Raw genomic sequence first — 12,495 nt, 5'->3', positions numbered from 1 at the left:
AGTCCGCGATGGTAGCAGTGGGAACCTTTGCCGCCGCGGGGTTTCTCAAGCCACGAACGCCGGCGCTGCATGAAGCGCGCTGACCGCTTAGGATGAACCGTCAGGATCGACTGTCCGATAGGGAAGGGCCCGGTGGAGAAAGGCATGACACATCTGCGTTGCGGGTTGCTCGGCGCAGCGCTGTTGCTGGGCGGCGCGGCACATGCGCAGAGCGCCGCGTCGGCGCCGGCAACGAAGCCCGACAAGGTGAAGTTGTCGTACGCGATCGGCTACCAGATCGGCAGCCAGTTTGCCGACGGCAAGCCGGACGTGGAAATCCCGGTGCTGCTGCGGGCGATCCAGGATGCCTACGCCAGGCGCCACCCCAGCGTGTCGATGCAGGACATGCATCAGCAATTGCAGCGGCTCGACCAGCAGATGCACGCCGATGCGCTGGCCGAGTTCAAGCGGGTCGCCGCCGCCAACGCGCGCAAGAGCGCGCAGTACCTGGCGCAGAACCGGCAGCGGCCCGGCGTGGTCCAGCTGCCGTCGGGTATCCAGTACGCCGTGCTCAGCGCGGGCAGCGGCAAGGCCAGCCCCACGGTGACCAGCACGGTCACCGTGAACTACCGCGGCATGCTGGTGGACGGCACCGAATTCGACAGCACCTGGGCGCATGGCGCGCCGGTCAGCTTCACCGTCGACAAGGTGATCCGCGGCTGGCAGGACGTGATCCCGCGCATGCATGTGGGCGATCGCTGGAAGGTGGTGATCCCGCCGCAGCTGGCCTACGGCGAAACCGGCGCGCTGCCGCGGATCGGGCCGAACGAGGCGCTGGTGTTCGAGATCGAGCTGCTCGCGATCAAGCCGGATACGGGCAAGCCCTGAAAGCCGACGCCAACCCCGCGGTGGTAGCATGGCGGGGCATGTCGAACACCCCGCATCCCGCCGAACCGCCGCCCTTGACGCCCTGCATCGGCACCTGCCGGCTGGACGCGCGCGGCTATTGCGTCGGCTGCCGGCGCACCGGCGAGGAGATCGGCCGCTGGCGTGCGATGGGCGACGCCGAACGGCTGCGCGTGATGCGCGAGATCCTGCCGCTGCGCAGGGTGCCATGATCGACCAGCTGGTCAGTGCACTGCGGCCGTTGTCGACGCCGCCGATCGGACCGGGCTGGAACCACGCGGACATGTCCCGCTTGCTCGGCAACAGCGAGCGCCTGCCGGCCGCGGTATTGATGGGTTTTCGCGAAGGCGTGCAGCCGCGGCTGGTGCTGACCGTGCGCACCGACCACCTGCAGGCGCATGCCGGCCAGGTCGCGTTTCCCGGCGGGCGCAGCGATCCCGGTGACGGCGACGCGCTGGCCACCGCGCTGCGCGAAAGCGAGGAGGAAATCGGTCTCGATCGCACGCTGGTGACGCCGCTGGGCTACCTCGACCGCTTCGAGACGATCAGCGGCTACTGCATCACCCCGGTGGTGGCGCGGATCGCCGCCGAGGCCAGGTTGTATCCGGCGCCGGCCGAGGTAGCCGAGGTGTTCGAGGTGCCGCTGGCGTTCCTGCTGGAACCGGCGAACCTGCGCCGCTACACCATGGAGTTCCGCGGCCATCGCCGGCCGATGGTGGAATTCGTCCACGGCGGCCACCGTATCTGGGGCGCCACCGCCGCGATGCTGTACAACCTGCTCGAAAGGATGGGACGGACATGACGCTGAAAACCACCCTGATCGACGTCGCCGCGCTGGCCGCGTTGCCGGCGAGCGACGTGCTGATCGTCGACTGCCGCGTCGACCTGGTCGACCGCGCGCAGGGCGAGCGCAGCTACCTGGCCGGGCACGTTCCCGGCGCCGTGTTCGCCGACCTGGAGCGCGACCTTTCCGACATGTCGCGCGTGCCCGACGGGCTGGGGCGCCATCCGTTGCCGGCGGCGGCCGCGTTCAGCGCTGTGCTCGGCCGCTGGGGCTGGACGCCGCAGTTGCAGGTGGTCTGCTACGACGCCGGGCCGGGCGCGTTGGCGGCGGCGCGGCTGTGGTGGTTGCTGCGGCTGGCCGGCGTGGAAGCGGTGGCGGTGCTCGATGGCGGCTACGCCGCGTGGCAGGCTGCCGGGCAGCCCTTGGCTACCGACGTGCCTGCGCGCACGCCGACGCAAGTGATGCTGGGCTACGACGCGCGGCAGGTGATTGTCGACCACGCGGCGCTGCACGCCGCGCCGTCGCCGCTGCTGCTCGACGCCCGCGCCGCCGCGCGTTATCGCGGCGATATCGAACCGCTGGATCGCGCCGCCGGCCACGTGCCGGGCGCGCGCAACCGCCCCTACGTGGACAACCTGCTCGCCGACGGCCACTTCAAGCCGCCGGCGCAGCTGCGCGCGGAATTCGCCGCGGTGCTGGGTGACGCGATGCCCGACCGGGTCGTGCACATGTGCGGCTCCGGCGTCACCGCCTGCTACAACCTGCTGGCGATGGAACACGCCGGCCTCACCGGCTCGCGGTTGTACGCGCCGTCGTGGAGCGGCTGGGTCAGCGACCCGTCGCGGCCGGTGGCAACCGGGGAGTCGTGGGAGCTCTAGGAGCCCGCTGGCGGGCGATGCGTTTGGAGCTGGGATGACCGGATGTCCGTCCGTTGAAAGCCGGGGTTCGCAAAAGCAAGCGTATCGCCCGCCAGCGGGTTCCTGCGGCGTGGCCGTTTCATTTCTTGTCTTTCAGTCGCGCGACCAGTTGCTGCAATACCGCCTGCGTCTGCGGGTGGAAAAATGCGTCGACGAAATCGTCCAGCGGCAGCGCGTCCATGTCGGCGTAGGCGGCGGCGAGGTCGGCGCGGGCCAGCGCGCGGGTGGTCAGCATCGCGTGCGAGGGCAGCGCCAGCAGGTCGCCGAGCCAGCGGATCGCGCGGGTGGCGACCTGGTCGACGCCGGTGAGCTCGTCGACGAAGCCGCAGGCCAGCGCCGCGGATGATTCGATCATTGCGCCGGCGACCAGCAGCCGTTCGGCGCGGTAAGTGCCGACCACGCGGCGCAGCGCCAGCTGGATCGCCTCGGGCACGATCAGCCCGACCTGCACCTCGTTGAGGCCGATCCGGTACGGCCCTTCGGCCATCACCCGGTAGTCGCAGAACAGCGCCAGCACCGCGCCGCCGGCCGGGCTGTGGCCGGTGATCGCCGCCACCAGCGGGATCGGCGCACGGGCGAGCGTGCCGCACAGTGCGAAGAACTCGCGCCAGTATTCGCGTACGCCGGCGCGGTCGCGCTGGAGCAGGGTCGGCACGTCGACGCCGGCGGAGAACAGCCCCGGCGCGCCGGACAGTACGATGCCGCGCACGCCGCCCTGCACGGCATCGTCGACGGCGGCACGCAGCGCGCGCAGCAGTTCCAGGTTCAGTGCGTTTACCGGCGGGCGGGCAAGCTGGATCTCGCGGATGCCGTGGTCGTGGTTGCCGAGGTTGAGCATGAAAAACTCCGGTCGGGGTTATTGCGGTTGTTCGTCGTCGGTCCAGCGGTAGCGCACCGCATAGTCCAGCGCGGCCTTGCCGCCGGCCGGCACTTCGATGCGGAACTCCAGCGTGTCCGGCGTCTGTGCGCTCGGCTTGCTGCTGGAGGAGACCAGCGTCCACTGGCGCCAGCGGCCGGGATGCTCGCGCACGGTCACCGTGCGGGCGCTGTCGCCGGCGTTGCCGAGGGTGATGCGGAACGTCTCGTCCAGCGTGCGGCCGGCCTTGTCCACCTGGAAGGCGGTGCGCTCGCGTGTCGCGCGCAGGTCGAAGGCGGTGCCCAGCGTGATGCTGGCGTCGCTGCCTTTCGGGGTGTCCTCGATGCGGCCTTCGCCGATGAATTGCGGCGTGCCGTGGCGGTCGGCGGTGAGCACGCGCAGGTAGCCGGCCGGCAGGCTGTCGAACGCCTTCAGCTTCAGCGTGCTGACGATGGCGCTGCCGCCGCCCGGGTTGTAGTCGCGTTCGAGGATCGGCCGTGGCGGCTGGTAGCGGTTGCCGTTTTCGTACAGCGCGGTGCGTTCGCAGTCCAGCGTGCGGTCGACATACAGCGGCACCTGGCTGACGCTGCCGTCGGGCAGTTCGACCGTGCCGGGCAGGGTGTAGCTGCGGTAGTCGCCGAGGCTGTCCTGCTGCGGCAGGGTTTCGGCCTTCGCGCTGTAGCCGCGCGCCATCGACGCCATCGGCCGCGGTGCCGAGGCCTTGGCCATGTTCGGTTCGCCGGCAATCAGGGTGACTTGCGCATCGTGCCAGTCGCGGCCGCTGCGGTTGGCGATGCTGGCGCGCGACTCGAAGCGCATGCGGCAGGCTGCGCCGGGCTGCAGCGTGGCCACGTACGCGGCGCGCCAGCCGAGGCCGGCGGTGGGGTAGCTGAGCACGGCGCGGGCCTGGCCAGCACGCGCAGCGTCCACGCGCAGGCTGAGGCTGGAGCCGAGCGGAAAGCCGCCTTCGGCACTGCGCACGGCGGCGTAGTCGCGCACCAGCGTGGTGCCGGTGGTGCCGCGCACCAGCAAGCCGTTGCCTGCGCGCAACAGGGTACCGCCGGCCAGCGCTTCGCCGCTGCCGCCGAGCACGCTCACCTCGTGTCCGACCAGACCGCTCAGCGCTGCGCCCGCACCTTGCGCCAGCAGCAGGCGCTGCGAGATCACCTTCGCGTTGCCGTCGGGAAAGCCCAGCGCCAGCGCCTCGGCGTCGAGCGCGTTCGGCAGGTCGCCGACCACCACGTCGTGGACGCCGGCGGCGAGGTTCAGCGAACGCTGCTCGCGTACCACCGCGTAGCCTTCGTCGATGTCGCCGCCGCCCTGGCTGGCGTACAGCGCGGGGCTGTCGCTGCGATACAGGGTGAGTGCCGTGCTGTCGGTGGCCCGTGCCGTCGATGCGCCGGCCAGGGCGGCCAGGCAGGCGAGGGCAAGAGCGGGGCGATGTGCTGTCGTCATGAGGCGCCTTCCATCGTGGGGACCGAATCGCCATCATAGCGACGGCGCGGGCAGGCCGTGCGTCGATCGCGTCACTGCGTGTCCGGGATGCGCCCGGCCGCGGGCCCGGTGCACCGCCGGTCAGGATTGTCCAAGCGTCGAGGGCACCGATTCACTATCGTGCTGCGCGAATTCCCACCGGCGAGCGGACATGCCTGCACCTTCGACGATCGACATTGCGCCTGCCCGCCTGCCGGACGACATCGAGCTCGTGCGCGGCTTGTTCGCGGAATACATCGCCGGTCTCGGCGTTGATCTTTCCTTCCAGGATGTGGGCGCGGAACTGGCGCAACTGCCCGGCAAGTATGCGCCGCCGCGCGGCGTGATCCTGGTTGCGCGCGACGACGCGGGCGCGGTGCTGGGCTGCGTGGCGTTGCGACCCCGGCCGCAGCCAGGCGTGTGCGAGATCAAGCGCCTCTATGTCAGGCCTGTGGCGCGGGGGCAGGCGCTGGGGCGGCGACTGGCCGAGGCCGTGATCGCCTGGGCCGCGGAGGCCGGCTACGCGCGCGTGCTGCTGGACACCCTGGCTTCGATGCAGGCGGCCCGGCATCTTTATGCCGCGCTGGGATTTCGTGCGGTGGCGCCGTATTACGACAACCCGGTGCCGGGCACCCTGTACATGGCGCTGGAACTCACGGCCGGAGCGGCCTAGGCGACCCTGGCCCAGCCTGCGCGGAAGGCGGCCGGGGTCAGGCCGAACGTCCTCACGAATTCGCGGTTGAGATGGGCCTGGTCGTAGAAGCCGGCATCCAGCGCGGCCTCGACGATCGACGCGTGGTGGCGCAGCCGCGCCTTTGCCTCGTGCAGGGCCAGCAGGAGGTGGAAGTTGTGCAGGCTGCTGCCGGTCGCGCGACGGAACGCGCGCGCCAGGTGGCCGGCGGAAACCGCGCAGGCTTGCGCGATCGCTTCCACGTCGGTACGCAGCGAAGCTCGTTCGGCCAGCAGGGCCATCGCCTGGACGCCGAGCGCATCGAGGGCGCCTGGCGTGGCGGCGTCGTTTGCGGCGGGCGGCACGAAGCGTGAGCTGAAAGCCCAGCCGCTGCCATCCACTGGCTCGAAACGATGGATCACGCCGGCCGGCACCACGACGGTATTGCCGGCGACCACCGCGCGGCAGGCGTCGGGAAGGCGCAGCCGCGCCCGTCCCGCCAACACTTGCACGACTTCGTCGCCGGCGTGGAAATGCGGCCGGAAGCGCCAGGCATGGCGCGCACCGGCGATCGTTTCGATCCGGCCGGAACCGGTTGCGCTGACCGCGAAGGACGTGCGGGCGAGGGCGGTGCGCATGGGTCGTTCATCCCACGGCGATGCGGATCGCCTCGGGCAACGGCACCGGCTTGCCGCTGGCCGGATCCATCCACACCATCACCACGTGGCCGTCGCAGTACAGCTGGTCGGGGTGTTCGGCGTCGAGCACTCGATGGGTGATCGTCATCGAGCTGTTGCCCATGCGCGCGCAGAACAGCTGCACCTGCAACTGCGCCGGCCAGGCGATCGGGCGGCGGTAGTTGACCTGGCTGGCGGCCATCACCGGCATCGCGTGCTCGTCGAACCACGGCCCGGGCACGTGGCTCAGCCACTGCAGCCGCGCCTCTTCCAGGTAGGTGAGGTAGTTGGAGTTGTTGACGTGGTTGAACGCGTCGAGGTCGCGCCAGCGCACGCCGAGCGAGGCGACGAACAGCGGCTTGCCGGTTTCGGCTTCTGCCGCGGCAGTGCTCGCCGCATCGGCGACCGTGGTGGATTTGCGTGGATTCATGAACGCTTCTTCTTGCTGCCGCGCATCGGTTTGTACTTGTCGGCCGAGGCGATGTGCCTGGTGGCGGCCTTGACCCGCGTGGCGGCGCCCGGCTTCTTCGGCTTGGCCGGCTTCAGGTGCGGCGCGAGGAAGTGGCCGGTGTGTGATTCGGGCGTGGCGGCCACGGTCTCCGGCGTACCGGCAACCAGGATGCGGCCGCCGCCGGCACCGCCCTCGGGGCCGAGGTCGACGACCCAGTCGGCGGTCTTGATCACGTCCAGGTTGTGCTCGATCACCACCACGGTGTTGCCCTGGTCGACCAGCTGGTGCAGCACGTCGAGCAACTGCTCGATGTCGTGGAAGTGCAGGCCGGTGGTGGGTTCGTCGAGGATGTACAAGGTGTTGCCGGTGTCGCGCTTGGACAGTTCCTTGGACAGCTTCACGCGCTGCGCCTCGCCGCCGGACAGCGTGGTCGCGCTCTGGCCGAGCTTGATGTAGTCGAGCCCCACCGCGCGCAGCGTGTCGAGCTTGCGCGCGATGGTCGGCACGTTCTCGAACAGCTTCAGCGCGTCCTCCACCGTCATGTCGAGCACGTCGGCGATGGTGTGGCCCTTGTACAGGATCTCCAGCGTCTCGCGGTTGTAGCGCTTGCCGTGGCAGGCGTCGCAGGGCACGTAGACGTCGGGCAGGAAATGCATCTCCACCTTTAGCATGCCGTCGCCCTCGCAGGCCTCGCAGCGGCCGCCGCGCACGTTGAAGCTGAAGCGGCCCGGCGTGTAGCCGCGCGAACGTGCCTCGGGCACCTGCGCGAACATCTCGCGCAGCGGGGTGAACAGGCCGGTGTAGGTGGCGGGGTTGGAACGCGGCGTGCGGCCGATCGGCGACTGGTCGATGTCGACCACCTTGTCGAACAGTTCCAGTCCCGAGACCGACTTGAACGGCGCCGGCTGCGCGCTGGCGCCGTTGAGCTCGATCGCGGCGAGGCGGAACAGGGTGTCGTTGACCAGGGTCGACTTGCCCGAGCCGGAGACGCCGGTGACGCAGGTGAACAGCCCAGCCGGGATGGCTAGGTCGACGTGTTTCAGATTGTTGCCGCTGGCGCCTTTCAGGTGCAGCCAGGAATCGTCGTCGATCGGCTGGCGGCGTTCCTTCGGCACCTCGATCGCGCGCACGCCGGAAAGGAACTGGCCGGTCACCGAGCGCGGCGAGTCGAGCATGTCCTGCACGGTGCCCTGCGCCACCACCTCGCCGCCGTGCACGCCGGCGCCGGGGCCGATGTCGAGCACGTGGTCGGCCATGCGGATGGCGTCCTCGTCGTGCTCGACCACGATCACCGTGTTGCCGAGGTCGCGTAGCCGGGTGAGCGTGCCGAGCAGGCGCTCGTTGTCGCGCTGGTGCAGGCCGATCGAGGGTTCGTCCAGCACGTACATCACGCCGACCAGGCCGGCGCCGATCTGCGAGGCCAGGCGGATGCGCTGCGCCTCGCCGCCGGACAGCGAGTCGGCCTGGCGGTCCAGGGTGAGGTAGTTCAGGCCCACGTCGTTGAGGAAGCTCAGCCGCTCGCGGATTTCCTTGACGATCTTCACCGCGATCTCGCCGCGCCAGCCGGCGAGCTTCAGCTCCTCGAAGAACGCCAGCGCGTCGTCGATCGAGCGCGCGGTGAGCGAGGGCAGGGCGTGGTCGGCCACGAACACGTTGCGGGCCGAGCGGTTCAGCCGCTGGCCGGCGCAATCCGGGCAGGGCTGGTCGCTGATGTACTTGGCCAGCTCTTCGCGCACCGCGGCGGATTCGGTTTCCTTGTAGCGCCGCTCCAGGTTCGGCAGGATGCCCTCGAACGCGTGCTCGCGGGTGACCTTGCCGCCGCGTTCGGTGATGTAGCGGAACGCGATCCTGTCCTTGCCGCTACCGTACAGGATGGCCTTCTGGACGTCCGCGGGAAGCTTGTTCCACGGCGTGTCCACGTCGAAGCCGTAGTGCGTGGCCAGCGACAGGATCAGCTGGAAGTAGTGCGCGTTGCGCCGGTCCCAGCCGCGCACCGCCCCGTTGGACAGCGGCAGTTCGGGGTGGCCGACCACGCGCGCCGCATCGAACACCTGGGTCACGCCCAGGCCGTCGCAGGACGGGCAGGCGCCGATCGGCGAGTTGAACGAAAACAGCCGCGGCTCCAGCTCGGGCAGCGAGTAGTCGCAGACCGGGCAGGAATAGCGTGACGAGAGCATCTGCTCCTTCGCGTTGGCACCGGCGTCCATGTTGGCCAGGATCACCAGTCCGTCGCCCAGCCGTAGCGCGGTCTCGAACGATTCGGCCAGGCGCTGCTTGATGTCCTCGCGCGGACGGAAACGGTCGATCACCACCTCGATGGTGTGCTTCTGCCGCAACGTCAGCGGCGGCACCGCATCCAGGTCGAACACGGTGCCGTCGACGCGCGCGCGCACGAAACCCTGTGCACGCAACTGCTCGAACACCTGCACATGCTCGCCCTTGCGCTCGCGGATCACCGGCGCCAGCAGCATGTAGCGCTGCTCAGGGTCGAGCGCCAGGGTGGCGTCGACCATCTGGCTCACCGTCTGCGCCTCCAGCGGAATGCCGTGATCGGGGCAGCGCGGCGTGCCGACGCGGGCGTACAGCAGGCGCAGATAGTCGTACACCTCGGTGATCGTGCCGACGGTGGAGCGCGGGTTGTGCGAGGTGGATTTCTGCTCGATCGAGATGGCCGGCGACAGGCCTTCGATGTGGTCGACGTCGGGCTTCTCCATCATCGACAGGAACTGCCGTGCATAGGACGATAGCGACTCGACGTAGCGGCGCTGGCCTTCGGCGTAGATGGTGTCGAACGCCAGCGAGGATTTGCCGGAGCCGGACAGGCCGGTGATCACGATCAACTGGTCGCGTGGCAGGTCGAGGTCGATGTTCTTGAGGTTGTGCGTGCGTGCGCCGCGGATGCGAATGGTGTCCATGGACGCCGGATATGGGGGGGAACGCGCACTATACCAACCTGGGCAGGTCAGTTATTGCCGCTTCAGCCGGAAAGTTCCGGTGGGCGGCGGCGTATGGCCTAATGCGAGGCTTCCCGGCCGCCACGCCGCTACCTCGGAGATCACTGCCCATGCGTACCCGGATCCGGATCGGCGCCTTGCTGTGGCTGCTCGTCAGCTGCGGAGCGGCCACGGCTGCCGTGACCGCCAGCGAGCAGCAGGTGCGTGACCTGTTCAAGGTGATGCGGATGGAACAGACCCTCGGCCAGATGAACACGCAGATGGCCACGCTGATGCAGCAGAAGCTGCCCTGCGTGCCGGCGGCCTACTGGCAGGGGTTCGTCGATGGCGACGGTGCGGCAGCCGTGACGCAGCGCATGGTTCCGGTGTTCCAGCGTCATTTCAGCGGCGAGGAGGTCGACGGGCTGCTGAAGTTCTACCGTTCGCCGCTGGGCCAGAAGGTGTTGACCGAGATGCCGGCGAGCGTTGCCGAGGCGGTTCAGGCCGGCCGGCAGTGGGGGCAGGAGCGTACCCGCACGATGCTGCAGGAGTTGCAGAAGAAGGGCAGCCTCGACGCGCAGGGTCGCTGCCCGGCGGCGCCGGAGGCGGCCGACGAGGGCGAGGCCAAACCCGCGGCCCGGCCGGCGAAGAAGCATGTCCGGCACAAGCCGGTGCACCATCACAAGCCGGCAGCCAAGCCCAAGCCGGCGACACCGGTGCCGGTGAAATCCGCGGCGCCGGCGGCACCCCAGTCCTGACCGGCTGGTCAGGAATTGACCAGCAGCCGGTGGCCTCGCTATACTTCTGCGTTCGTTCCGGCCGGTTCGGGGCGAAACACCCAAGAGAATAACGACAGAAGGGCATTTCCATGAGTTATGCAGTCATCAAGACCGGTGGCAAGCAGTACCGTGTGCAGCAGGGCGACGTGCTGCGCGTGGAGCTGCTGACCGCCGACGAAGGCGCCACGGTCAGCTTCGACCAGGTGCTGCTGGTCGGTTCCGGCGAGTCGGTCACCGTTGGTGCGCCGGTCGTCGAAGGCGCCACCGTCAGCGCCACCGTGCGCAAGCACGGTCGTGCCGATAAGATCCGCATCATCAAGTTCCGCCGCCGCAAGCACTACAAGCGTCAGCAGGGCCATCGGCAGCATTTCACCGAAATCGAGATCACGGGCATCAACGCCTGATTCAGCCGGAGTAGAAAGTCATGGCACACAAGAAGGCAGGCGGTTCCACCCGCAATGGTCGCGATTCGAACCCGAAGTACCTCGGCGTGAAGATCTACGGTGGCCAGGCCATCGAGGCCGGCAACATCATCGTGCGTCAGCGCGGCACCCAGTTCCATCCGGGGGCCGGCGTGGGTCTGGGCCGCGATCACACCTTGTTCGCACTGGTCGACGGTACCGTCCAGTTCAAGATCCGCGGCGCGAAGAATCGTCGTTTTGTCGACGTCGTCCAGGCGTAAGCCTTCCGCGATGCGACAGCGAAGGCCCCGCTTCGGCGGGGCTTTTGTTTTTTGTCACGGGATGTCGAGATTCGGGCCTCGCAGAAGCCAGCACGCGTCCCGTCCCGTACCATGTCCACGATGGGCTGCTCTTCCCAATCCCCAATCCGGAATCCCGGTTCTCCAATGAAATTCGTCGACGAAGCAAACATCAAAGTCCAGGCCGGTGACGGCGGCAATGGCTGTATCAGCTTCCGCCGCGAGAAGTTCATCCCGTTCGGTGGCCCCGACGGCGGCGATGGCGGTTTCGGCGGCTCGGTCTGGCTGGTGGCCGACGAGGGCCTGAACACCCTGATCGACTTCCGCCACCAGCGCAGCTTCAAGGCGCAGCGCGGCGAGAACGGCATGGGCAGCCAGATGTACGGCAAGGGCGGCGAGGACACCACGATCCGCGTGCCGGTCGGCACCATGATCACCAATGTCGACACCGACGAGGTGATCGGCGACCTCACCGCCCATGGCCAGCGCATGCTGGTGGCGCAGGGCGGCAAGGGTGGCCTGGGCAATATCCATTTCAAGACGTCGGTGAACCGGGCGCCGCGCAAGGCCACCCCGGGGACCCCGGGCGAGGTGCGCGAGCTGAAGCTTGAACTGCGCCTGCTGGCCGACGTCGGCCTGCTCGGTTTCCCCAACGCGGGCAAGTCCACCTTCATCCGGGCGGTGTCGGCGGCGACGCCGCGAGTGGCGGACTACCCGTTCACCACGCTGCATCCGAACCTGGGCGTGGTCAGCCTTGGCACCGACCAGAGCTTCGTGATCGCCGACATCCCCGGCCTGATCGAGGGCGCCTCCGAAGGTGCCGGGCTGGGCATCCAGTTCCTGCGCCACGTGGCGCGCACCAGCCTGCTGCTGCACATCGTCGACATCGCGCCGATCGACGGCGCCGACGTGGCCGGCCAGGTGCGCGCGATCGAGCAGGAACTGCAGAAATTCAACCCGGAGCTGCTCGAACGCCCGCGCTGGCTGGTGTTGAACAAGGCGGACGTACTGCCGGAGGACGAACGCCAGGCGGTGGCGCAAGGCATCATCGACAAACTGGGCTGGAGTCAGCCGTGGTTCCTGGTCTCGGCCATCGCGCGCGAGGGCACGATGGCGGTGTGTCAGCAGGTGCAGCGCTTCTTCGAGTCGCAGCGTGAGGCCAGCGTGGAGCGTACCGACATGCTGCCGAACGACGTACGTCTGCGCGGGGAAGCGCCACAAGGCTGATTCAGGCTGCCGGCGCCGCGTCGCGGGTCCGGATCGACGCAAGGCGGTTCGCGCCTGCCGGCATGACGGCGGGCGTGGCCGAGCGATGCCGACTGGCGGCATGCCGAACGATCGGGTATCATGCGCCCATTGAATGAGAATGA

12 protein-coding genes and 1 pseudogene are annotated in these 12,495 nt (G+C 68.9%); 8 read left to right on the top strand and 5 right to left on the bottom strand.

Annotation, left to right across the window (positions count from 1 at the left end; translation table 11 throughout):
* The first annotated feature begins 144 nt into the window (after positions 1-144).
* The 3 genes and pseudogenes from bamJ (at position 145) to R2APBS1_RS12560 (ending at position 2,547) form a co-directional block, all read left to right on the top strand.
* Entirely contained in the window at positions 145-867 is a 723-nt protein-coding gene (gene bamJ / locus R2APBS1_RS12575; protein ID WP_015448198.1) for a BamJ family beta-barrel-assembly machinery protein, read from the top strand.
* 38 nt (positions 868-905) lie between these two features.
* A pseudogene (locus R2APBS1_RS12565) lies at positions 906-1,687 on the top strand (NUDIX hydrolase).
* Positions 1,684-2,547: a sulfurtransferase gene (locus tag R2APBS1_RS12560; protein ID WP_015448197.1), complete on the top strand. Its 864-nt coding sequence runs from the start codon at positions 1,684-1,686 to the stop codon at positions 2,545-2,547. The pseudogene R2APBS1_RS12565 and the gene R2APBS1_RS12560 overlap by 4 nt, the downstream one beginning before the upstream one ends.
* 118 nt (positions 2,548-2,665) lie before the next feature.
* Here R2APBS1_RS12560 and R2APBS1_RS12555 read toward each other — a convergent pair whose 3' ends face one another.
* Both R2APBS1_RS12555 and R2APBS1_RS12550 read right to left on the bottom strand, forming a co-directional pair.
* Positions 2,666-3,424 (bottom strand): enoyl-CoA hydratase/isomerase family protein, encoded by a 759-nt coding sequence (locus R2APBS1_RS12555; protein WP_015448196.1) that lies wholly within the window; start codon positions 3,422-3,424, stop codon positions 2,666-2,668.
* A gap of 18 nt (positions 3,425-3,442) precedes the next feature.
* Positions 3,443-4,897 (bottom strand): DUF4139 domain-containing protein, encoded by a 1,455-nt coding sequence (locus R2APBS1_RS12550; RefSeq protein WP_015448195.1) that lies wholly within the window; start codon positions 4,895-4,897, stop codon positions 3,443-3,445.
* A gap of 190 nt (positions 4,898-5,087) precedes the next feature.
* On the opposite strand from R2APBS1_RS12550, the gene R2APBS1_RS12545 reads away from it, so the two are divergent.
* A complete protein-coding gene (locus R2APBS1_RS12545; RefSeq protein WP_007511951.1) occupies positions 5,088-5,588 on the top strand; it encodes a GNAT family N-acetyltransferase in 501 nt (166 codons plus the stop codon).
* Here R2APBS1_RS12545 and R2APBS1_RS12540 read toward each other — a convergent pair.
* From R2APBS1_RS12540 to uvrA, 3 genes are read right to left on the bottom strand one after another with little or no spacing between them, the layout of a single operon-like run.
* Positions 5,585-6,223, bottom strand: coding sequence for a helix-turn-helix domain-containing protein (locus tag R2APBS1_RS12540; protein ID WP_015448194.1), 639 nt, complete (start codon positions 6,221-6,223; stop codon positions 5,585-5,587). The genes R2APBS1_RS12545 and R2APBS1_RS12540 overlap by 4 nt on opposite strands.
* A 7-nt stretch (positions 6,224-6,230) precedes the next feature.
* Positions 6,231-6,692, bottom strand: coding sequence for an acyl-CoA thioesterase (locus tag R2APBS1_RS12535; protein ID WP_015448193.1), 462 nt, complete (start codon positions 6,690-6,692; stop codon positions 6,231-6,233).
* On the bottom strand, positions 6,689-9,628 hold the full coding sequence (gene uvrA, locus R2APBS1_RS12530) for an excinuclease ABC subunit UvrA (RefSeq protein ID WP_015448192.1): 2,940 nt from the start codon (positions 9,626-9,628) through the stop codon (positions 6,689-6,691). The genes R2APBS1_RS12535 and uvrA overlap by 4 nt, the downstream gene beginning before the upstream one ends.
* A gap of 149 nt (positions 9,629-9,777) precedes the next feature.
* Here uvrA and R2APBS1_RS12525 point away from each other — a divergent pair, with 149 nt between their 5' ends.
* From R2APBS1_RS12525 to cgtA, 4 genes are all read left to right on the top strand, one after another.
* On the top strand, positions 9,778-10,404 hold the full coding sequence (locus R2APBS1_RS12525) for a DUF2059 domain-containing protein (RefSeq protein WP_015448191.1): 627 nt from the start codon (positions 9,778-9,780) through the stop codon (positions 10,402-10,404).
* A 110-nt stretch (positions 10,405-10,514) separates the two neighbouring features.
* Entirely contained in the window at positions 10,515-10,829 is a 315-nt protein-coding gene (gene rplU, locus R2APBS1_RS12520; RefSeq protein ID WP_007511941.1) for a 50S ribosomal protein L21, read from the top strand.
* Between the two features lie 20 nt (positions 10,830-10,849).
* Entirely contained in the window at positions 10,850-11,107 is a 258-nt protein-coding gene (gene rpmA, locus R2APBS1_RS12515) for a 50S ribosomal protein L27 (RefSeq protein WP_007511939.1), read from the top strand.
* Positions 11,108-11,272: 165 nt separating this feature from the next.
* The gene (cgtA, locus tag R2APBS1_RS12510) at positions 11,273-12,352 is read left to right on the top strand and encodes an Obg family GTPase CgtA (protein WP_015448190.1); all 1,080 of its coding nucleotides are present in this window, start codon (positions 11,273-11,275) and stop codon (positions 12,350-12,352) included.
* Positions 12,353-12,495 lie beyond the last annotated feature (143 nt).

Origin of the sequence: Rhodanobacter denitrificans (assembly GCF_000230695.2) — a bacterium.
GTDB lineage: Bacteria > Pseudomonadota > Gammaproteobacteria > Xanthomonadales > Rhodanobacteraceae > Rhodanobacter > Rhodanobacter denitrificans.
This window is presented reverse-complemented; position numbering and strand designations above follow the sequence as displayed.